Raw genomic sequence first — 21,879 nt, 5'->3', positions numbered from 1 at the left:
GGTGTACTAGGTGGTTTAATGCGTTACGGGTACGCTGACAATACTCACCCAATTAAAGAAATTGTATGGTTACAAAGTTACACGCCCCCGTTTCATATGAATAAAGATTCGCATGCGCCGCAAGGCGGTATTTGTGACAACCTCACCGAGCAACTAATTAACAGCATTGATGATGTAAAACATACACGACTAATCGTGCCGCAAGAGCGAATTAATAAGCACTTAAATGAAGGCGATAATGTATGCTTTCCGTGTGTTATTCATAAAAAAACAGCCAATGGGGTGTTACAGTTTTCTACCCCCACCACGGTTTACCCGCCTTTTTCGGTTTTAACCACTCAAAAACTTGCTCCAGAAATACACGCTAAGCATGGCAGCCCTATTAAACTTATTCATTTATTGTCAGACGAGCAATATGTATATGGTCAAGCCGCGGCGCGCAAGTTTACTTCAAAAATTAATAAAATAATCGAAAACACCACGGTGTATCATAAAGCATCGCTAAGCTGGAGCAGCGAAAATGAAAGCCAAGCTGTTATTGCTCGCTTAAGTCGCGGCTTTTTAGATTACACAATAGACTACCCGTTTATGGGGGATTATTTTGTCAATCACAGTAAGTTTAAGAATATAGTCAGTTTGCCAATTGAAGAAGACCCCAGAGAGTTTGTTTTAGGGGCTATAGGGTGTGCAGTAAGAGCACCGAATGATTTTGCTACCAAGGCGCTTAATAAAATAAATAAAGCGCTACATAAGCAGGTATTGCAGTCGCCTGCTTATATAAATAGTCAGCGTTTTTGGTTAGAGCAAAGTTTTCCGCAGTTTACTAAGCATTACCAACAGCAAATACTTAATCCTATTGCGCCTGCCAGCTCTGCGATAACAAGCAGGTCGAATTAGCATACAAGCTTACTGTAAATACGCTGTTTGCAGGCACTTCCCCTACGCCTGCAGGCGTTCCAGTCATTATTACATCGCCATTTTCTAAGTGCATAAACTCATTAATTTCACTTAAAATATCTTTAGGCTTATGTATCATAAATTGCGTATCGCCTTGTTGAATAACGTTATCGTTAATTTTAAGCTCAAACGTAAACGCCTGCTCAGCATCCGCTATAGCTACAAAGGGCGTTAATAATACCGAGCCGTTAAACGCCTTGGCGCGCTCCCACGGTAACCCTTTATTTTTAAGCTTACTTTGCACGGTACGTTTAGTTAAATCTAACCCTAAACCTACACCTGCCAACTCATTATTTTTAATAACAAAACACAGCTCGGTTTCATAATGCAGCGTGTCGTTATTATGCGTAGTAAATAAGGTATCCGTTATGGCACTATTTGGTTTATTAAACAATACCATTTGATCTGGTAGCTCATTATTAAGCTCGGCAATATGCGCGGTGTAATTACGCCCAACACACACTATTTTCGAGGGCGCTAATATCTCACTTTTTAGTTTTATCGACTGCATAAAATAACTTCTAAATTACGAGCTGATCAAGGTTTCTAATAAGCTCAGGTTAATCGGTTTCAAAAGTACATGATTAATATTTAAATCTTTGATCTGCTTAGGATCGGGCTCTGCACCACTAACAATCACTAAGCTTAAGTCAGGGTAACGTTCGTTAATTTGTTTACCTAAATCTACACCACGCCCGTCAGGTAAGTGCATATCGAGCAATACCTTATTAAATTGTTGGTCATGATTGAGGGTTTGTAAACACTGTGCACACGTTGAGGTAATAACGGTTTCTACCCCTAAACTTTCTAGCAGCAACTGCGTAATTTGCGCTGCATCTTGGTCGTCCTCAACCAATAAAAAGCGCTGTTTTTTCTCTATTACAGCTTTGTCGCTGTGAATATTTTTAGCTTGAGGCGCATGCTCTGGCGATACTAAGTAATCTTGTAAGCATTGATACAAAGAAGAGCTATCAACGGGCTTTGGTATTACATCGTTAAAGCCAAGGGCTGCCAGCTCTTCATGTATACCTTTCATAGTGGCGGCAGTAAGCGCAATAATTGGGCCTGTGTAGCCCATTTTTCTAAGCTCTATTGTGGCTTCTTTACCACCCATTACAGGCATATGTATATCAATAAAAATAATATCATAAGGAGAGCGATACGCCTCGGCAATTCTTACTTTTTCAAGCGCTTGCTGGCCATGCTCGGCGTAGTCTACACGCGCACCACATGTGCTAATCATATGGCCAACTAACATGCGTAAATCGCGTAAATCATCAACCACTAGTACGCGGCCGGTCACTTTGCATGGTGCTGATTTTGTCTGTAGTTGCGAGCCACTACTAAAGTTTAATACTTGGCGTTCTACTTCACTTATATCGCCTGGGTACACCGAAATAGTAAAGGTAGAGCCTTCGCCCATTCTAGAGGTTAAATCAATACTGCCGTGCATACGCGCTAATAGCTCGGCACAAATAGCAAGGCCTAAGCCTGCTCCGCCAACAGAGCGCGATTCTACATCGGCTATTTGCTCAAAGGGTTTAAAAATTAATGCTTGTTTTTCAGGGGCAATCCCCATGCCTGAATCTTTAATACTAAAAAATAGCATTTCTTGGCCTTCAACCCACTCGGTCCAGGCACTAACCACTATTTCGCCCTTTTCGGTAAATTTAACCGCATTATTGATTAAGTTAATGAGTATTTGGCGTACGCGGGTGGCATCTACTCTCACAATAAGAGGTAGAGGCTGTAGAGACTCAAAGCGAAGGTTTAAGCCTTTATCAAGCACAGATACACGCATTAAAGTGTAAACATCAGCCAGCATGCTATCTAAGTTTACTTCACTTAATGTGAGCTCTAATTTGTCGGCAGCAATTTTAGATAAATCGAGCACATCGTTTAACAAACTTAGCAAGTGCTTACCGTTTCGGTAAATAACCCCTAGTTCGTTTTCGGCCTGTTTGCTAAAGTCGCTTTGTAGCAGTAACTCTGTGTAACCTAATATAGATGAAAGCGGGGTACGTAATTCGTGGCTTAAGTGGGCTAAAAATCTGTCTTTTGAGCGGTTCTCTGCTTCGGCTTTTAAACGCTCTACTCGCTCGCCTTCAACATCTTTACGCGCTAAAGCATAACGTATAGCGCGAGCAAACCGGCTCGAACTCATTTCTGTTTTTATAAGGTAATCTACCGCGCCGGCATCAAGTGCTGCAGAGTCTAATTCATCATTAGATTGCCCCGTAAGCATAATAATTGGCCCGCTAAACCCATTAGCAATGGCCTTTTTTAATACACTTAGCCCATTTGAGGCGCCTAATCGATAATCAAGCAAACAAATATCGTGATCGTTTTTACTTAAAATGCTTATTGCTTGCTCAGGAGAGCTTATCCAATCTATGTCAAATGTATGTGAATCTAACTGATCTAAGTAGTCGCAAGTGAGAATGTAATCATCTTCATCGTCTTCTACTAAAAGTAAGCGAGTCACTTTATCTAACATACTACCTCCTTTTGTTTGCATTTAATAAGCCCCTAATTAGGGGCTTAATGTTGCTACTTATTTAGTCGTTAAACGTTGTCGGCAGCTCTACAAATTCTACCCAGTATTTTCCTAGGGTTTTCATTAAATCAACCAAGCCATCAAACGTTACCGGTTTAGTAATATAAGAGGCCGCTCCTAAGTTATAGCCTTTAACCATGTCTTCTTCTTGCTTAGAGGTGGTTAAAATAACAACCGGTATGCCTTTAAGGTTTGGGTTTGCCTTAATGGCCTCAAGTGCTTCACGGCCATCCATACGTGGCATATTTAAATCAAGCAAAATCAACCCCGGGCGTGGCGATGAATTTTTATCTTCAAACTTACCCTTGCGCTCTAAGTACTCTAATAATTCAACCCCATCTTCCACAAAATGCAGCTCGTTTAATACACGGCTTTCGGCTAGCGCATCTTGCGTGAGTAGGCGATCATCCTCGTCATCATCTGCCATTAATATTGTAATAGGTTTCACTTTTGAATACGGCATCTAAGCCTCTCCTTGAAGTGTGAAAAGCGTTGTTTCCACAGGTAATTTTATTATGAAGGTTGCCCCTTCACCGTCTTTACTATGAGCGGTAATTATCCCACCATGCCGCTCAACTATACGCCTACAAACTGAAAGCCCAATCCCTGTGCCTTTATATTCCGAGCGCCCATGCAGGCGCTGAAATGGTACAAATATTTTATCAGCATACTCTTGTGAGAAACCAATACCATTATCTTTTATGGTAATAATTTGCCAACCCACTTTTTCGTTATGCTCTTCACTAAACTCGTCTTTGTGCTCGTACATTACGCTTATATGTGGCTCAACACCTGGCTTTCTAAACTTAACAGCGTTAGACAGTAAGTTTAAAAACAACTGCTGCATTTGGCTTTTATCGGCTTGAATAACCGGTAGTTCGCCCACCTCTACGTGCGCATTGCTTTCTTTAATGGCAACCTCTAAATCACTTAAAATATCGTTAACTACGCCTTTTAAGTCAGTGTCATCAAAGTCTTTACCTCGGGTTGTTACCCGCGAAAACTCTAGCAAGTCGTTAATAAGGTTAGACATACGTTGCGCTGCATTTTTCATACGGCCTATGTAATCTATGCCTTTTTCGCCCAGCTCATCTTTAAACATGGTTTCTAGGCGGTCACTAAATGCTTGAATTTTTCGTAGTGGTTCTTGTAAGTCATGGCTGGCAACAAACGCAAACTCTTCAAGCTCACGGTTTGAGCGGCTAAGCTCATCTGAATATAAGGTCAGCTCTTGCGTGCGCTCAGACACTTTAGTTGCAAGTGTTTCGTTTTGTATTTCAAGCTCCTCACGGTATTTAGCCGCGTTTCTTAAATTTAGGCGTGTTAATAAAAACATACCTATTATTAAAAGCGCACTGGTAACCGCTGTAATAGCAAAGGTGATTTTTGCTTCATTTTTTATTTGTGCCAGCTTAGAAAAATGGCTCACCTTAAACAGTAATTCTCGGTCTTGAATATCATTAACTTTAACGCGAATATCTTTGTATAGCTCTCGCCCTCTGTGCGTATTTAATACATATAACGCACGGCGCTCTTTGTCATTAGTAGCCAGCTTAACCGTTTGTTTAAGCTCTTTAATTTTAGCTTCTGTTAACACTAATAGCTCAGCAATTCGCTCAGCTTGGCCATCAATTTCAGAGTGTAGAGACTTTACATGCTCCATTTGCGATTCTATTTGCCCTATCGCATCGTAATAAGGCATTAAGTAGTCTTCTTCTTCGGTGAGTAAGTAGCCGCGCTGGCCAGACTCTGCCTGCACAATTGATAAGTGAAGACGCTCAATGGCATCGGCTAATAAGCTGGTGTTATCCAAGCTTTTTTGCGTTTGCGTTAATCCCTGAATAGTACTTAATGCCAAAACTGCATTGCCAACAACAATACACAGTACTATTGCGATAAAAGCGGCCCACGTTATATTCGTTTTACCCTGCTGCTTTTGCTTACTCATTATGTGTAAATACCTAATTTTAAATGACTACTTATTATTAAAATCAGTAATGTTTTGCAAGCTTTCGCTACATTGCTGACAGTTTGAAATTATTTTATCGAGTGCTGCTAACGCTTTATCTTTTGGCATATCGTTTTCTAATACCAGTTTAATGAGCTCTGCATTCATAGAAATTCTATTCAGTGGAGCTCTCGCATCATGTACCAATTTATTTAGCGTATTAACTTCTTTTTCATCACTCATATTACTTCCTATACTTATTCAACCTGAACTCTGGTTAAGAGACTTACTAAAATATTAAATTATAGTGATAACCAAATTCTTTTCTCTAGCCAGAGATTTTCAATGAAAACAAGCCGAATTTACGCGTCAATAGCTGGCCTATTGCAAACAAATTTAACGCAGTTAACGTTGAAAATAGCTGCTAGAGATAGGTTTATTATTCAGAGTTCAGGTTATTTATATTCTCCAATTCCGCCGTATGCGTTTAATCGGTTATACAATGTTTTTGTACTGATCCCTAGCATTTGCGCAGCTAGCGTTTTATTACCTTGCACCTTATCTAGCGTGGCGTGGATTAACTCTTTTTCGACTTCTTCAATGGTTTGCCCTGCCGAAACATGGTTGTCGGCCACTTGCGTATTTACACGCGAAAACGGCGACTCTAAGTTATCCGGAAGTGTAATTTCGCTCGATTGTGGGTCGCTCATAATAAAGGCGCGATGGATAGCGTGGCGAAGTTCACGCACATTGCCTGGCCATTCGTATTGCTGTAGTTCTTTTAGCTGCTCGTTGTGCCAATAAAACGAAGTACCATTTTCATCGTTAAGTTGCTCTAAAAAGGCTTTCGCAAGCAGTGGAATATCTTCTTTTCGCTCTCGCAGCGCAGGTATATCAATGGGAAAAACCGCAAGCCTAAAGTAAATATCTTCACGAATAATATTGTTTTGCGCTAAGTCGGTCAGCGAACGGTTAGTCGCAGAAATAACGCGGCAGTTTATAGGTAATTCACGATTGCCGCCTACACGTGTTACTTTTTTAGTTTCAAGCACACGCAGTAAGTTTGGCTGCATATCTATAGGCATTTCGGTTACTTCATCTAAAAATAACGTACCGCCGTCTGCTTGCTCAAACACCCCTTCTTTACGGGCAATTGCACCTGTAAAAGCCCCTTTTTCATGGCCAAATAACTCACTACCTATTAATTCTTTAGACAAAGCACCACAGTTGCTCGCCACTAAAGGGCCTTCGCATTGGCTAGCGTTATGAATTGCTTGGGCGACCACTTCTTTACCTGCACCGCTTTCACCCATTAGCATCACGTTAGCATTGGTTTTAGCTACGCGCTCTATCATGGTGTAAAGCTTTTGCATTGGCTCTGATTCACCAATTAAGCTATTAAAATGGCGAGTAATAGCCGGAACTTTAGCTTTTTTAGCTGTTTTTTTAGGGCCGTTTAATACCAGCTCTAGGTCTTCGCGTTGCAGCGGCTTTAATAAATGCCCAACATCTTGCTCGCACATGTCTGCCAAAATCCCTTTTACTGAAGGGTGGCCAGAAATAAGCGTCACTTTTGGAGACTGCCCAATCATTTTTAAATGGTCGAGTAAATGAAGACCACTGCCATCTGGCAGCATAAAATCGAGTAATACGTGATCAAAGGTATTATTTTCAAACCATTGATGTGCTTCTTTTAAGCTAGTTGCAGTACAAATGTTGTGCCCGAGGAATTCGACAATGTGGCAAACAACGTCACTAAATTCAACGTCATCATCGACTAAAAGTATGTTTAACATGATAAATCCCTATGCTTTTCTTCTTATTCTACGCACCCTATTTTGCAAATAAAAGGGGCTACTAGAATCTCTTAAAAATGATTAAACTATTGAGTCTTTTAACGTTTAATTTTAACAACCAAGTATGTACGTAAACTTAAGCCATACCGATCATAATTTTTAAAAATAATTAGAATTATTTTTACTACTCGCCTAAGTATACCAGCTGATATAATTTTGCTTTTAAAAAGGAGACAAAATGCAATTATTAAAAACAATGGTCCACCCTGGCATAAATTTAAACCAAGGTAGCCAATTTACCCGCCGCACAGGCCGCGCCATTGTGATTAAAGATGCACACATTTTATTAATGTATACCAATCGCTACGAAGACTACAGTTTACCCGGCGGCGGTGTAGATGAAGGTGAAACCCTAGAGCAAGGGTTAATAAGAGAGCTTAGCGAGGAAACTGGCGCGCAAAATATACAGGTTATTAAACCCTTTGGGTTATACGAAGAGTACCGCCCTTGGTACAAAGACGATTTTGATATTATACATATACAGTCGTATTGCTATTTATGCGATACAGACAAAGAGCTTGGCAAAGCACAGCTTGAACATTACGAGCAACAAAATGGTATGACGCCTAAATGGGTCAATATATACGACGCCATTGCACACAACGAGCGCACAATGAGCCTTAGTGAAAAGCAAGGGATGTCTATCATTCGTGAAACTTACCTACTTAAACAAATAGCACAGCAACTGTTTAACTAAGGCTGTAAAATTTGCATAAAGCAGTATTTTTTACTGCTTGCTCATCACTCGCTTTTTATTTACATCCCATAATTAAATTTAAAGCGACCACTATTCAATAACTTAAACCCTATTTTACTTTATAAAACAAACTGGCTTTGTGTTTGCACCCTTACTGATAACTAATTTGTAAGGAGATAAAAATGAGTAACACAGTTAAAACAATCAACCCCGCAACTGAACAAACCATTGATACCTACACGCTGCTTTCTCAAGAGGAAGCTGAGCAAGTAGTCGAAAAATCTCACGAAACATATTTAAAATGGCGCCAAACCTCATTTACCGAGCGTGCTAAGTATTTAAATAAACTAGCCTCTTTATTCGAAGAGCAAAAAGAAGCTATTGCTAAGCTAATGACCGAAGAAATGGGTAAAGTGTACGAGCAAGGTTTTCAAGAAATTGAACTTTGCGCAGGTATTTGTCGTTATACAGCCGAAAACGGCCCACAAGTACTTGGCGATGAAGAGCGCGATATGGATGGCGGCCGCGCTATTGTTAGTTACCAACCAACGGGCGTTTTATTAGGTATTCAGCCTTGGAACTTCCCGCTTTACCAAGTAATTCGTTACAGTGCAGCTAACATTATGGCCGGTAATACCACCGTACTTAAACATGCCGGTAATGTATTTGGTATGGCAGAGAAAATAGATACCCTATTTAAACAAGCGGGCTTCCCTGAATATTGCTTTAGCAACTTACTTATTGATGGCAAAACTGCCAGCGCGCTTATTTCACACAAAGCAATCAGCGGCGTAACATTTACAGGCAGTGACGCTACCGGTAAAAAAGTAGCTGAAGAAGCAGGTAAATACGTTAAAAAAACAGTGCTTGAGCTTGGTAGTAACGATGCCTACTTAGTACTTGATGATGCAGATTTAGACCTTGCTGTTGAAACCTGCGTTACAGGGCGCATGATCAACAACGGCGAAACCTGTGTATCGGCAAAACGCTTTGTGGTTGTAGAGTCACTATATGATGACTTTAAAGAAAAAATTAAAGCGCAATTTGAAGCACTAAAAATGGGCGACCCAATGGCCGAAGATACCGATCTAGGCCCAATGGCTCGTGAAGATTTACGTGATAAAATTCACGACCAAGTAATGCAATCTGTTGAAGCAGGTGCAAATGTAGTAACAGGCGGTGAAGTGCCATCGCAAACAGGTTACTACTACCCACCGACTATTCTTGATAATTTATCGCCGGGCATGCCAGCATACGATGACGAATTATTTGGCCCTGTAGCCTCGCTCATTAAAGCAAAAGACAACGACGATGCAATGCGCATCGCCAACGACTCTCGCTATGGTTTAGGCGGTGGTATTTTCTCTAAAGATGAGAAAAAAGCCATTGAACTGGCTAAAAAGCACTTTGATACCGGTATGATCAACATTAACGGTTACGGCCTTGCCCAACCAAACCTACCGTTTGGTGGTGTTAAAGAAAGTGGTTACGGCCGAGAGCACGGCGGCTTTGGTATGCGCGAATTTGTGAATATCAAATGTATTATGATCAATAGCTAATTTAGCTACACCTGAGATACACGTATTAAAAAAATATTTATACGTGTTTTAAAAAATATTATTAAGCCTAAAGGTGAGCAATCACTTTTAGGCTTTTTTATGGGTATAGCTACTAAGTGTAATGCGTTTAAAGACTATATTTTGCTTAAAAATACACACCTAAAACTTCACTTCCCAATTTAGCTTACTTAGTAAAAGCCCAAGCATGTTGATTAAAATTATAATTTTAGATAGCTCGATAAGCTCTGTAAAACTTAGCGCTAAGATTTGATATATAGAAGTTGGTACAAAACCTAAAGATTTGATGGATAGACTCAAAATGACAGACAATAATGAGCGAGGAGCGTTCATTGAGACTAGCTAAACATCGTCGTTAATAGATTGGTTAAACTGCTCTTTGCGCATATATTCATGAAGATGAGCGACGAGCGCATATTGTTCTATTTATCTTTTCTTTAAAGTTTCAGAAAACTTAGTGATAGTAATACCTTAGGTTATTTGTTAAAACTATATCATGCAGAGAAATGAGCGTAGCGTCGGCAGAAATATGCGCGATGAGCGCACTATTAAATTGTTGAACTAAGCCGCTACGCGGAGATCCTATTCTTATCATTTGAGCCACACTTACCTTGGGGTTATCCCATAACTTGGAGGTAAGTCATGAATACACTCATTGAACAAGTCAAAACTGAAATAGCCTATCGTGGTTATTCGCAAAGTACATGTAAAAGCTACTCTGAACATTTACTCAAACTCAGTCATTATTTTAATAAACCGCTCGATTCGATTACTGATGAGGAACTTAACGCCTTTTTTAACGATCCCGCTATTCGTAAACTGTCTAGAGCAAGCCAAAAAATACAGATAAACAGTATTTGGTTCTTGTTTAAGAATATTTTACATCGGCCACTTAACTTAGATATCGCATTGCCAAAAGCGAAGTCACGCGCACCCACCTATTTATCACGTGATGATATGCGGCGGCTGATAAAAAGTTGCACTCATGATATGCGACTAAAAACGTTAATAGTGGTGTGTTACGGGTGTGGTTTACGTATTGGCGAGTTGTTACGTATTAAGGTGCAAGACATCGATGGCCAGCGTAAAACCATTTTAATTGAACAAGGTAAAGGAGATAAATCGCGTTATGTTGTAGTTTCAGATAGCGTACTAAACCAATTACGCAGTTACTGGAAAATGTACCACCCAACGGGTTGGATGTTTTACTCGCGATTGTTAATGGATAAACCTATGTCAGCATCGACCTTTAGGAAGCCATTGAGAAAGCACGGACAAGCGTGTGGCTTAAAGCACTGTAATCCACATGCACTTCGCCATGCTTATGCAACACATCAACTTGAATCAGGGATGCCACTGCATCAACTTCAACAGCAACTTGGACACAGTGACATTAAAACCACGCAAAGCTACTTACATTGGTTGCCTGAATTGGGGCATGGCGGTGTTGATTTACTCGCAAGTTGGGTAAAACCATGAACGCTTTGCACCTCGCTGATATTTTAAACTCAAACCTTGAGAATTATCGGCAACATCATACGATGAGCTATCGGCAACATCATACGATGAGCTATCAACAACTTCGTGTCTGTCAGCACCTTCAATCATGTAGAACAGGTCAGCTCGGTTATCAAGCATGGCAATGTGATAGCTGTGGTGAGTTACAAAAGATTGGATGTAGTTGTCGAGACCGACATTGTCCACGTTGCCAAGGCATGGCCACGGCTAAGTGGGTGCAAAAACAGCAAGAGGATTTATTACCATGTCGGTATTTCCACCTTGTTTTTACGCTCCCTCATGAGTTGAATATCATTGCTCACTATAACCCAAGTGCGTTGTACCAAAGTTTATTTAAAGCCGCATGGCAAACGCTGAGCAAATTTGCGAAACGAAAGAGGCATGGCCAATTAGGCATGACAAGCGTACTGCATACATGGGGACAGAACTTAAGTCAGCATATCCACTTGCATTGTTTGATACCCGCAGGCGCGCTTGATAAAGCGCACTGGCATGAAATAGAAAAAGGCTATTTATACCCCGTAAAAGCGTTATCAACAGTCTTTAGAGGTAAAATGCTGGCGGCGTTAAATGAATGCGATAGTTCATTTACGAAGATAAACATGCCAACCAAATGGTGTGTTTATAGCAAAGCCTGTTTAACGTACAGTGAAAATTTAGTTAGCTACCTTGCTCGCTATACCCGAAAAGGCGTAATGTCATAATCACGTTTAGTGAGAGCAAATAAACAAACTGTGAGTTTTAAATACCGAGATTATGCAGATAACAACCGCGATAAAGTAATGACACTGAGCTGTGATGAATTTTTACGGCGTTACTTACAACATGTATTGCCGAAAGGGTTTATGCGCATTCGTCACTATGGTTTTTTAGCTAATGCATGTCGCAAGCGAAAGTTAGCATTAATAAGGTCACAAGAATCACACATAGGTAAAGTGGAGAAGCTAAAGACAGAAAACGTAACACTGATACCGCATTGGCCTTGCCAGCATTGTAAGGCAGGTATCTTGCGATTAATTGGCGTATTCAAGTTATATGAAACAACGACCAAAGTAGAGCGAACGAGTTAGCAGCTAGGTAGCTGCTTAAAATCAATTAGTTAACCTGCTTAACTGCTCAGGCTAGCGGCCTCTGTACGTGTAAAAAATATAATTGCTTATTAAGGCAAATTTAGGTGTAATGAATACATAATAAGCGCTGAGCAATGCAGGGAAAGCTTACATAACACTAGCTAAGCTGATTAAATTAGCTAGGAAAGTGAGAGCCTCCAAAAAGCAAATTCCCATAGCATAAACAACACCAACTCTGACACACCGAGCAGGTAGCGGCTCAGTCCAACAAGCGATTATGCAACACAAACAGCGTGTCGCATAAATACTAAAATGTTAGCTTCACCTCGAGTGATGATCACAATTCTTAACCATATAAGGACTAAAGATGTTTGAAGTAATTGGATTTATAGTTGTTGCCTGTATTGTGTGGGCAGTTATCAAAGGGATATTCAAGGGCTCTGTCAAAGGCACGATGTTAAAGGCCTGTGAATTGGCAGAAAGTCTCGGGGTTCCTCATGATTATGCAATTGAATTAAGCAAGCATCCTGAGATAGTTACAGCTGCAAGGAAAGAGTTGGCGAAAAACAATAGAGAATTTGCCATGCTTGATGCAAATGAGCAATATGGCCACACAATTGCTGCTTTATACGAGGAGGAATGCAAGTCAACAGGCATGAATCCAGAAATAATGGAAAAGGTTAAAAATTTCTTACAGCCTCAAGTCAACCAGTTGAAATCAGAAGGTACAAGGTTACACATAAACGATATTACTTACGTCTACTTGGGGGCTTTGGCAACTAATTTTTCAAAAACAGGTATTAATCTTCAGCAGATAAGAGATTTAGTTAAATACGTATTTCCAGAAGATGATCTTAGCTTTTCAATTGAGAATGGGTATCAAATTGTATGTGGATCATCCGATTTCCTAGATAAGATGAAAGATATTCTTCCAGTTGTAAATAAAGAAATAGCCTCCGGGGAGGGCGAGTTTTACTTGAAATATACCCGAAAAGCTCAAAAAGAAATGGAGGAAATGTTCAGTCCTGACTTTGATGCTGAAGATTTTGATCCGCGCAAGGTAAGCCGGACAAGTTTTTTGGATGTTTAATTATATTATTGGAAACTATAGATGTGCGATTTAGCGAGCATGATCACTTCCATATCGCCGCTACTCGCGGCAATAGCTGCTGTAGCTGCTGCTGTCGCGGCGTTTAAAGCAAATGAAATATCTGGTGCCCTCAAGAGACTTCAGAAAAATAGCATCTTGAATCAGCGAGAAATACAATTGCTTAATCGCGCATTGGAGTTACTGAAAATATACGATGTTTGGTGCACGGATTCCGGGGCTGGATCAGAAGTCAATTTCCATGACAGCAAAGAATCTAACTACAACAGTCGGGATGATGCTTGGAGTCAAATACCAAGAGACATTAAATTTGTTCTGATTCAGCTTTCATCGCATAGTGAAAGGCTGGACGCACAGCTTTCTGAATGGGAGTGTGGGTTTATTGAAAAATCAGAAGATACTTACATCCTCAAAGACGAAAGCGTCAAAGAAAAAATAAAATCATTGAGAGAAATTATTGCTGGTGGTCTGTGAAGCTAACAAAGCGCTGCACACGGACAATTTTTTACGCTGCGCTCCAAAATTGCCGGTGAGCGCGGCGTTACCACTGTTTGCAATTGGCATTCTCCTGACGCTTGACAACATAAATATTGATTATAATTGGTAAGGTATTTTACTGTGTCGGATGGCGCTTCGCTTATCCGACCTACACTGGCTGATGAAGTTATCAAGTTTGATGAAATATCATGAGTTAAACCTGAGCGTTCAAGTTAAAACGTATTCAACTAACAGCTAAAAACTAATAGCTAACAGCTAGCCCTCCTCAAACCTTGGCACCTTTCGTTTATCGGCTTTGCTCATAGCAAGCTCTTGAATTTCTTCTTGCTTTAGCTCTTTTGGTTTATCTTCTAATGAATGCTGCTTGGCGTTTTCATACACCAGCTCGGTAAGTAGTGCAAAGTGGTCGGAGCCATATTTAGCAAGGCGCTTAATGCGCTTTACTTTAAACCCTGGGCTGTGAAATAAATGATCGAGCGGCCAGCGCATAAAAAAGTAACTTGCGTGAAAGGTGTTATAAAAACCACGGCCTTTACGTGGGTCTAAAAAACCACTTATTTGCATAAATAAACGGGTGCTACGCGACCATGCCACATCGTTTAAGTCACCGGCTACAATGGTCGGGCGTGTTGGCTTTTTAAGTGCTTTAGCGACCATTATTAGCTCTGAGTCACGTGGGCGCGATGAGTCTTCTTCAGTGGGGCTTGGTGGCGCGGGGTGTATAAAGTGCCCTTGCATTTCAAGGCCTTCATTGTTTTCGAACAGGATATGAATTGAAGGGATATCATCTTCAATGAGCTCACATATTTGCGCATCAAGAATTTTAAATTTACTGTATAAATGCATGCCGTAGCGATTGTCTTTAGGGCATTCAATATAATAGGGGTAGTTTTTTTTAAGAACAGCTAATTTATTTTCCCACCAGCTGTCGCTTTCAAGGGTAATTAATAAGTCGGGCTGGTGTTTATCAACCAGTGAGATTAGTTGCTCACTATTGTGGTTTGACATAAGCACATTAGCCGACATGATTCTTACACTGTGCTCTTCGCTCACGGAGGCCGTTTTAACTTCTTTTTTAGCAAGCCAAGTGTAAGGAAATATCCACTTACCTTGTAATGCCATGGTTAGTAATGCGGTTAAAGCAGTATACAAATACCCGCTATTGCCGCTTTGCCACAGTAAATAAAACGATATAATTGCAACAGCGCTGGCTATATAAAATACCTGTAGTCGAACAAAGTCGCAGCTGCGCACTAAGTAGTGCTGACTGTACGACATAGGTAATAAGGTCACTAATAAAAAAAAGCCGATGATTATAGCCAGTGCAATGAGCATTTAAATATCCTTATAAATTGTACTTAACGAGTTAAAATTGAAAGTATTTCTCGGGTATCGTGCACCATGTGTATAACTGTACTGTCTATTTTTATACTTACTGTACCATTATCTCTAGAACGTTCAATAACGCGGCCTTGTTTATATACATTGCGGTCTAGGTAATCGCCTCTATGGTAACGCTTACTTAACCCTGGTGGCGTCCACCCAGCACGCAGTAACTTTTTTTGCTGCTTTTTAGATAGTTTCTTACTGCTTTTATAGTTGTGCTGCTGATGTTTATGGTGGCCATTTTTATGGCCGTGATTGTCTTTGTCGGGCTTTGCCTGTGCATTAACGCTAACCAAGGCACCCGCTAAAAAAACCGTATATAAAAACGCTTTCATAAATAATCTCTAATAATGTTAATAGCTAAAGATTATCAAACACGCCTGAACATCATATGAAACTGCAAGCAGCTATTTATCTCGGCTTGTACTGTGTTTTGCAATGGCTGCGCATTATGGCTGGGTCTCGCAGTTTTAAATGCTTGGTTTTACGCCCTGCGTGGCGTTTGCGCCACACTTTAAAACTACCCTTTGAAATATGCTCTCGCATAAACACGACCAGCTGTGAATAATTAAGCCCGTATAACTGCTCTATAGCCTCAAAGGGGGTTCTGTCTTCCCACGCCATTTCTATAATTCGCGATTGCTGCTCTGCGTTAAACATGGTTATCTCTTAAAAATTTAAACTTATACGAGAAGAAAAAATACATAGATCATCACCTCAAAACCGAATATCGCTGTATAATAAACACACTAACATAAGAAAAAATCGGATTTACATTTATGCGCACATTACTGCTGCTTTTAGCTTTTAGTTTTTCTTCGCTATTATTAGCAGCGCCTAATAAAACGCTGCGCTGTGCAACGACCCATTACCCGCCTTTTACAATTTATGACGATGAAACACATACCTTTACAGGGATAGACATAGACTATTTAACTTTTATAGAGCGTAATTTGGAAGTAACCATTGAGCTGGTGCATTTACCGTGGGCTCGTATTAAAAAAGAAATGAAGTTAGGTTACTACGATTGTTACTTTGCGCTGGCAAATAATACCGAGCGTGCGCAATATTTAGAATTTACCACTGAGCCACTACACACCACCCAATTTGGTTTATTTAGCACAGAAAAAGCAAACCTTAATAATGACTTATCAAATTCACGCATTGCTATGCTAAGAGGCGTTAAATTACCCAATGTACTGGCAAAAGAATACAATATTAAACAAAGCAACTTTATGCATTCACTCTCCACTAAAGCCACATTTGATTTGCTTAATAAACAGCGTGTTGACTACGCAATTACTAATTATCAAGCCGGCTTATGGTACTCAAAAGGCTATAAAAACATACATGCTAAGCAGCTTGAAGGCTATGCCCTACCTGTTTATATTGCTTTTAAGCATGGCGTGGTCAACACCGCAATCGTTGATGAGCAAATAAAACGCTATAAAGCGCAATTCGGTGTGCATTAATAAGGTAGGCAATGTTAACTAAATTACCAAAATGGGTGGAGTACGGCGCGTTTGCGCTCGCTTTTATTGCTGGCATTGTGAATGCTGTAGGGTTATTAGGGTTTGAGCATCAGGCTATTTCTCACCTTTCCGGTAGTGTTACTTTACTTGGTATAAAACTAATGAGCAGTACCTCTGCTGCGTTACTACTAATGAGTATAATTTTAAGCTTTATGCTTGGCTCTGCCCTTTCTGGTTTTTTACTTACCGGCGGCTCGTTAAAGCTGGGGCGCCATTACGACACCCTATTATTTATTGAAGGCCTATTGCTGCTTTTAAGCGCCTATTTACTCAGCCGCGCCCATGTTTATGGCATTACGCTTGCCTCTGCTGCCTGTGGTTTACAAAACGCCCTTGCCACTAACTACAGCGGCGCAGTAGTGCGCACCACTCATTTAACCGGTATTTTTACCGACCTAGGTTTAATGATAGGCAAAGCGCTAAAAGGTGAACCCTTTGATACCCGCAAAGGCGTAATATTTATACTTATTATTGCCGGCTTTTTATTAGGTGGAGTGTGCGGGTTTATGCTTTATGAGCACTTAGCCCTACTTGCTTTAACCGTGCCCGCTGGGGCTTGCTTTATATTATCGCTAACTTATCGGGTATATAGAATACGCGCACTTTAACGCAACCGGTTTAAAAACTGTTTAAAACACCTTACCATGGCGTTAATAAAGCGTTACTCACCTTAAAGGAATGTATGAAACCTTATATTTTGCCGCTGTTATTGCCTCTCAGCCACGTTGCAATTGCTGATAATAAAAACGATGATGCAATAGAAACCATAACAACCACCGCATCACGTACAGAAGCACTGGCTACCCCCTATCCACTTACTATTAGCACCTTATCTGAAGCGCAGTTAAATAGCATTGCGCCTACTCATGTTGAAGAGTCGTTACAACGTATTGCAGGTGCTAACGTACAGCGCGGAAATGGGCAAGAATACCTACCGGCCCTTCGCTCGCCGGTGCTTTCGGGCGCGGCAGCCTGTGGCGGCATACTAACCCTTGAAGATGGCATTCCACTGCGTGCTGCAGGCTTTTGTAATATTAACGAGCTATTTGAAGCGCATAGCGAAATGGCGCAGCGCATAGAAGTACTCAAAGGCCCCGGCTCTGCACTTTATGGCTCAAATGCTGTGCATGGTGTTATTAATGTAATAACGCCCGATACCACGCAAGGCGGTGGATTAGTCGGGCTTGATTATGGCTCATACGGATATGCCCGTTATAAGCTTCGCGCTGGGCAAGACTACGGCAACAGTGGTATTGGCATAAACGCCAGTGTTACCGACGATACTGGTTACCGTGATGATGAAAGCGTTAAACAGCAAAAAATAAATATTCGCCACCGCTTTGAGCACTCAAACCTATTGCTTACCTCTGGCCTTACATACACAAATTTAGATCAGCACACTGCGGGCTTTATTACCGGTTTTGAAAGCTATAAAAACGAAGACATAGCACAGCAAAACTTTGACCCCGATGCATTTAGAAAAGCCCGCTCATTTAGAGCGTGGAGCAACGCCCAGTGGCAATTAAAAAACGGCAATGTGCTTTCTATTACGCCTTATGTGCGCGACCAAAGCATGGACTTTTTTAAGCATTTTTTACCTGGCACCCCGCTTGAAACCAACAGTCAAACAGGCATAGGTGTGCACTCGCTTTATCAACATAACTTGCAAAGTAATGTAAAAGTAAACCTAGGGCTTGATGGCGAATACACTCGCAGCGATTTTACTCAAAGCCAAAACGAGCCAACTCAAGGCTCTGCATTTTTAGTAGCCACAGTACCGCAAGGCAAACACTACGATTACGACGTAAACGCAACTCTATATGCGCCGTTTGCATCAGTTGAGTGGCAATTAAATAAATGGTTTATTAGCGCCGGCCTCAGGTATGAGCATATGCAGTACGATTACACTAATAATATGCTCACAGGGCGCACAACAGAAGACGGCACAGAATGTGGTTTTGGCGGTTGCCGTTATAGTCGCCCAGCCAGTGGTAAAAATAGCTTTAGCAATACCTCACCTAAATTTGGCGTGAGCTACAAGGCCAACAAAAATAATACGCTATACGCTAACTTTTCGCGTGGCTACCGAGCGCCGCAAGCGGCAGAGCTTTACCAATTACAACGCGAACAAACCACCGCCGATTTAAACCCCGAAATAGCCAATAATGCCGAGCTTGGCTTAAAAGGATATTACAGCAATGTAAGTTACGCATTGGCTGTGTATGCTATGAGCAAACACAATACTATTTATCGCGATAGCGACTTTTTTAACGTTAATGATGGCAGTTCACGTCACAGAGGTATTGAACTTGAAGTAGATTATGCATTAAGCAAAACGCTTAACTTACAATTTGCAGGTACACATGCAAAGCACACGTATACCAATAATCAGTTAATTAATGGGCTAAATATAAACGGTAACAACGTAGACACCGCGCCTCGCAATGTGGCTAACCTTGATTTAACTTGGCAAGCCTTTAATAACCTAGCGCTTGCACTGCAATGGCATAGCGTAAGTAGTTACTATACCGACCCAGAAAACCTACATAGCTACGAGGGGCATGATATTTTAAGCTTGCGTGCAAAGTGGCAAGTTACCAATAATTTAGAAGTGCTTGCACGTATAATTAACCTTACCGATGAAGCTTATGCTGAGCGTGCTGATTACACCAGCTTTACTGGCGATAGGTACTTCCCTGGTAAACCGCGTAACGCCATGCTTTCAGCTACGTACACGTGGTAAAACCATGTATAAAGGTTAATTTAAATCGCCCATATATTTAGTGGGCGATTTTCCCATTACCTTTTTAAACATAGTTATAAACGCACTCACCGATTCGTACCCCAATAATGCCGACACTTGCTGTACACTTTGTCCATCTGATAGTGCCTGCAGCGCTGTAATTATATGTAATTGCATTCGCCACTTACCAAAGGTCATACCGGTTTGCTTTTTTATAAGCCGTGCCAACGTACGTTCGGTTAATGCAAAATTTTGTGCCCATTGTGCAAGGGTTTTACGATTATTTGGCTGTGCGAGTAACTGCTGCCCCATAGCTTGAATAACCGCATGCTTAGATAACACAAAGTCGAGCGGCTGGGCGGGCATTTCAATTAATAAATCAAACAGTACCTGAGCTAAACGTGCTGTTTTAGTGTCTTCATTATAGGCTTGGTGTTCGCTTGCTAGTTTTAGCATTAAACTTTTTACCAGCCCCGTTATTGCTAATGTACAGGTATGCTGTGGCATGCCGTGCTTATTGGCATCAATAAATACAAAACATAATTTGGCGTTATCAGATGCGCGATTGCTGTGTAAAGTATTTGCAGGTACCCAAATAGCACTGTGCGTTGGCACCATCCACATTTTGTTAGCCGCTTCGCAGGTAACATAACCATCAAGCGCTAAAATTAGCTGCCCCTTAGGGTGAGTGTGTAACGGGTACTCTTTACTGCCTTGTGCGGTATCTACTTTGGCAATTATAGGCTGTGCCATGTGCTCGTAGTTTTGTAGGTATCCCCACCCTTTAGGCTCAAACATATTTTGTCAGTTTTTAGTTATTTAATGTCAGTATAGCTAAATTATAATACTACTGATTTGTTTATACTAGCGCCAATAATTAGCTAACTTATTTTGTAATAATGACTCAAACACCTCACAGTAATGCTGGTATGTCGCGCTTTTCAAGCGTATTGCTTGTAATAGGTATTTTACTTATTGCTGCCAATTTACGTGCGCCTTTTACAGGGGTTGCCCCTGTACTTGAACAAATAATTACGCATTTTAATTTAACCGCTTCGCAAGCAGGCTTTATTACCACGTTACCGCTAATTGCCTTTGCCATTATATCGCCTATGGCTGCAAGCCTGGCTAAACGCCAAGGGCTTGAGCGGACATTGTTTTTTGCTGTATTTTTAATATTACTGGGTATTGCCGCACGGGTGGTTAATTCATCCATTATGCTCTTTGTAGGCACAGCCATAATAGGCGCAGGTATTGCCATAGCTAACGTATTGCTACCAAGTATAATAAAACGCGACTTTGCGGAAAAAGTGGCGGTAATGACCTCTGCTTATGTACTCACTATGGGCATTGCCTCGGGTGGCTTTTCAGCATTAGTTTATCCGCTTAGCCAATATGAAGGGTTAGGCTGGCAGTTTGCATTAGGGGCAAGTGCACTCATTACAATTACCACTTTAATTGTGTGGATGGCGCAATTAAATAAACACACAAAACCGGCACAAACAGCACAGGCCTCAACACTTAACAAAAGCGTATGGCGCTACCTACTTGCTTGGCAAATTACCTTGTTACTGGGGCTAAATTCATTTTTAAATTACATCATTATTACTTGGCTGCCTAGCATACTCACCGAAGCGGGCCAAAGCGCAACGCAAGCAGGCGCGTATCATGGTGCTTTTCAAATTGCGACCGCCATACCTGGGCTTGTGCTTATACCTTTACTAGGAAAATTAAAAGATCAAAGTGCGCTTAGCTTTATACTTGCATCACTGAGTGCGTGCTGTGCACTAGGGCTACTTTATATGCCAAGCTTTGCATTAGTGTGGACGCTACTACTTGGCTTTAGCTCGGGGGCGTGTTTTATTTTAGGGCTGTCGTTTATTAGCCTACGTACCGATAACTCCACGCAAGCGGCTTCCCTTTCAGGTATGTCACAAAGTATTGGCTATTTGTTGGCGGCTATTGGCCCTATGGTAGCTGGGGCGCTACATACAAGTACCGGCAGCTGGAGTGCGCCGCTTTGGTTATGTGCGGGTGCAGGTGTGTTATGTGCTACATGTGGATGGTTTAGCGGCAAAAACACCACGCTTAATAATAGTTAACTTACTAGCTGCTGTAACCATGAAAACAAGCCCGTTGCTGGCTTTTTAGCGGGGCGATGCTTTTGCTCAAAACGCTTATTAGCGGCTTGACGTTGCTCGCGGCGCAGCTGTGCTAAATTAGCTTTTGCAGCAAAACGCAAACGCTGCTCTTGAGTTAGTTCGTCATTAAAGTTAATAGCTGACTTTTTAACTGCTCGGCTACTTTTCGGTGGACTACACATATTTTTCTCCAAATGACTGTCTTATAAATAGACAGTCACTTGGTTAAAAAAATTTCAATTAATAATCTTTGCTTATCATTTTGTGCTGTTTAGCATTTAGCACACCTCA

21 protein-coding genes and 1 pseudogene are annotated in these 21,879 nt (G+C 41.1%); 11 read left to right on the top strand and 11 right to left on the bottom strand.

Annotation, left to right across the window (positions count from 1 at the left end; genetic code table 11):
* The first annotated feature begins 18 nt into the window (after positions 1 to 18).
* Positions 19 to 897 (top strand): ABC transporter substrate-binding protein, encoded by an 879-nt coding sequence (locus MTF64_RS16295; RefSeq protein ID WP_248452029.1) that lies wholly within the window; start codon positions 19 to 21, stop codon positions 895 to 897.
* Here the strand turns inward: MTF64_RS16295 and MTF64_RS16290 are convergent.
* The 6 genes from MTF64_RS16290 to MTF64_RS16265 form a co-directional block, all read right to left on the bottom strand.
* Positions 854 to 1,468, bottom strand: coding sequence for a fumarylacetoacetate hydrolase family protein (locus tag MTF64_RS16290; RefSeq protein WP_248452014.1), 615 nt, complete (start codon positions 1,466 to 1,468; stop codon positions 854 to 856). The two genes, MTF64_RS16295 and MTF64_RS16290, sit on opposite strands and share 44 nt — an antisense overlap.
* Positions 1,469 to 1,483: 15 nt before the next feature.
* Positions 1,484 to 3,454 carry a hybrid sensor histidine kinase/response regulator gene (locus MTF64_RS16285; protein ID WP_154945752.1) on the bottom strand — a complete coding sequence of 657 codons (1,971 nt, stop codon included), beginning with the start codon at positions 3,452 to 3,454 and terminating at the stop codon, positions 1,484 to 1,486.
* Positions 3,455 to 3,515: 61 nt separating this feature from the next.
* On the bottom strand, positions 3,516 to 3,977 hold the full coding sequence (locus MTF64_RS16280; protein WP_024031669.1) for a response regulator: 462 nt from the start codon (positions 3,975 to 3,977) through the stop codon (positions 3,516 to 3,518).
* Entirely contained in the window at positions 3,978 to 5,462 is a 1,485-nt protein-coding gene (locus MTF64_RS16275; RefSeq protein ID WP_121637056.1) for a sensor histidine kinase, read from the bottom strand. It lies immediately after the preceding gene.
* 27 nt (positions 5,463 to 5,489) lie between these two features.
* A complete protein-coding gene (locus MTF64_RS16270) occupies positions 5,490 to 5,705 on the bottom strand; it encodes a hypothetical protein (protein ID WP_004588505.1) in 216 nt (71 codons plus the stop codon).
* A 212-nt stretch (positions 5,706 to 5,917) separates the two neighbouring features.
* Complete coding sequence (locus tag MTF64_RS16265) at positions 5,918 to 7,258, bottom strand: sigma-54 dependent transcriptional regulator (RefSeq protein WP_024031667.1); 1,341 nt, start codon at positions 7,256 to 7,258, stop codon at positions 5,918 to 5,920.
* Positions 7,259 to 7,496: 238 nt separating this feature from the next.
* Here MTF64_RS16265 and MTF64_RS16260 point away from each other — a divergent pair, with 238 nt between their 5' ends.
* The 6 genes and pseudogenes from MTF64_RS16260 (at position 7,497) to MTF64_RS16235 (ending at position 13,762) form a co-directional block, all read left to right on the top strand.
* Entirely contained in the window at positions 7,497 to 8,015 is a 519-nt protein-coding gene (locus tag MTF64_RS16260) for an NUDIX hydrolase (protein WP_248452013.1), read from the top strand.
* Positions 8,016 to 8,197: 182 nt separating this feature from the next.
* Positions 8,198 to 9,574 (top strand): NAD-dependent succinate-semialdehyde dehydrogenase, encoded by a 1,377-nt coding sequence (locus tag MTF64_RS16255; RefSeq protein ID WP_004588502.1) that lies wholly within the window; start codon positions 8,198 to 8,200, stop codon positions 9,572 to 9,574.
* Positions 9,575 to 10,234: 660 nt separating this feature from the next.
* Positions 10,235 to 11,071 (top strand): tyrosine-type recombinase/integrase, encoded by an 837-nt coding sequence (locus tag MTF64_RS16250; RefSeq protein WP_248452012.1) that lies wholly within the window; start codon positions 10,235 to 10,237, stop codon positions 11,069 to 11,071.
* Positions 11,068 to 12,180, top strand: a pseudogene (locus MTF64_RS16245) (IS91 family transposase). Before MTF64_RS16250 ends, MTF64_RS16245 begins: the two are co-directional and overlap by 4 nt.
* Positions 12,181 to 12,547: 367 nt before the next feature.
* On the top strand, positions 12,548 to 13,270 hold the full coding sequence (locus tag MTF64_RS16240; RefSeq protein WP_248452010.1) for a hypothetical protein: 723 nt from the start codon (positions 12,548 to 12,550) through the stop codon (positions 13,268 to 13,270).
* Between the two features lie 21 nt (positions 13,271 to 13,291).
* Positions 13,292 to 13,762, top strand: a complete 471-nt coding sequence (locus MTF64_RS16235; protein WP_248452009.1) for a hypothetical protein — start codon at positions 13,292 to 13,294, stop codon at positions 13,760 to 13,762.
* A 279-nt stretch (positions 13,763 to 14,041) separates the two neighbouring features.
* Here the strand turns inward: MTF64_RS16235 and MTF64_RS16230 are convergent, their stop codons facing one another.
* The 3 genes from MTF64_RS16230 to MTF64_RS16220 form a co-directional block, all read right to left on the bottom strand.
* Positions 14,042 to 15,121: an endonuclease/exonuclease/phosphatase family protein gene (locus MTF64_RS16230; RefSeq protein ID WP_248452007.1), complete on the bottom strand. Its 1,080-nt coding sequence runs from the start codon at positions 15,119 to 15,121 to the stop codon at positions 14,042 to 14,044.
* 23 nt (positions 15,122 to 15,144) lie between these two features.
* Positions 15,145 to 15,507, bottom strand: a complete 363-nt coding sequence (locus MTF64_RS16225; RefSeq protein ID WP_248452006.1) for a hypothetical protein — start codon at positions 15,505 to 15,507, stop codon at positions 15,145 to 15,147.
* Between the two features lie 76 nt (positions 15,508 to 15,583).
* Positions 15,584 to 15,832 carry a TIGR03643 family protein gene (locus MTF64_RS16220; protein ID WP_054983514.1) on the bottom strand — a complete coding sequence of 83 codons (249 nt, stop codon included), beginning with the start codon at positions 15,830 to 15,832 and terminating at the stop codon, positions 15,584 to 15,586.
* A gap of 119 nt (positions 15,833 to 15,951) precedes the next feature.
* On the opposite strand from MTF64_RS16220, the gene MTF64_RS16215 reads away from it, so the two are divergent.
* The 3 genes from MTF64_RS16215 (at position 15,952) to MTF64_RS16205 (ending at position 19,447) form a co-directional block, all read left to right on the top strand.
* A complete protein-coding gene (locus MTF64_RS16215) occupies positions 15,952 to 16,644 on the top strand; it encodes a transporter substrate-binding domain-containing protein (RefSeq protein ID WP_248452005.1) in 693 nt (230 codons plus the stop codon).
* 11 nt (positions 16,645 to 16,655) lie between these two features.
* The gene (locus tag MTF64_RS16210; RefSeq protein ID WP_248452004.1) at positions 16,656 to 17,312 is read left to right on the top strand and encodes a YoaK family protein; all 657 of its coding nucleotides are present in this window, start codon (positions 16,656 to 16,658) and stop codon (positions 17,310 to 17,312) included.
* 74 nt (positions 17,313 to 17,386) lie between these two features.
* Positions 17,387 to 19,447 (top strand): TonB-dependent receptor, encoded by a 2,061-nt coding sequence (locus MTF64_RS16205; RefSeq protein ID WP_248452003.1) that lies wholly within the window; start codon positions 17,387 to 17,389, stop codon positions 19,445 to 19,447.
* A gap of 15 nt (positions 19,448 to 19,462) precedes the next feature.
* Here the strand turns inward: MTF64_RS16205 and MTF64_RS16200 are convergent, their stop codons facing one another.
* Positions 19,463 to 20,245, bottom strand: coding sequence for a helix-turn-helix transcriptional regulator (locus tag MTF64_RS16200; protein ID WP_248452002.1), 783 nt, complete (start codon positions 20,243 to 20,245; stop codon positions 19,463 to 19,465).
* 101 nt (positions 20,246 to 20,346) lie between these two features.
* Here MTF64_RS16200 and MTF64_RS16195 point away from each other — a divergent pair, with 101 nt between their 5' ends.
* Positions 20,347 to 21,549 carry an MFS transporter gene (locus MTF64_RS16195; protein ID WP_232510937.1) on the top strand — a complete coding sequence of 401 codons (1,203 nt, stop codon included), beginning with the start codon at positions 20,347 to 20,349 and terminating at the stop codon, positions 21,547 to 21,549.
* On the opposite strand, the gene MTF64_RS16190 is transcribed toward MTF64_RS16195, so the two are convergent.
* Entirely contained in the window at positions 21,546 to 21,770 is a 225-nt protein-coding gene (locus MTF64_RS16190; protein ID WP_248452001.1) for a hypothetical protein, read from the bottom strand. The genes MTF64_RS16195 and MTF64_RS16190 overlap by 4 nt on opposite strands.
* Positions 21,771 to 21,879 lie beyond the last annotated feature (109 nt).

This window comes from Pseudoalteromonas sp. 2CM41L, assembly GCF_023161905.1.
Classification (GTDB): domain Bacteria; phylum Pseudomonadota; class Gammaproteobacteria; order Enterobacterales; family Alteromonadaceae; genus Pseudoalteromonas; species Pseudoalteromonas atlantica.
Note: the sequence above shows the minus strand (reverse complement) of the source record. Positions and strands in the feature narration are given on the sequence as shown.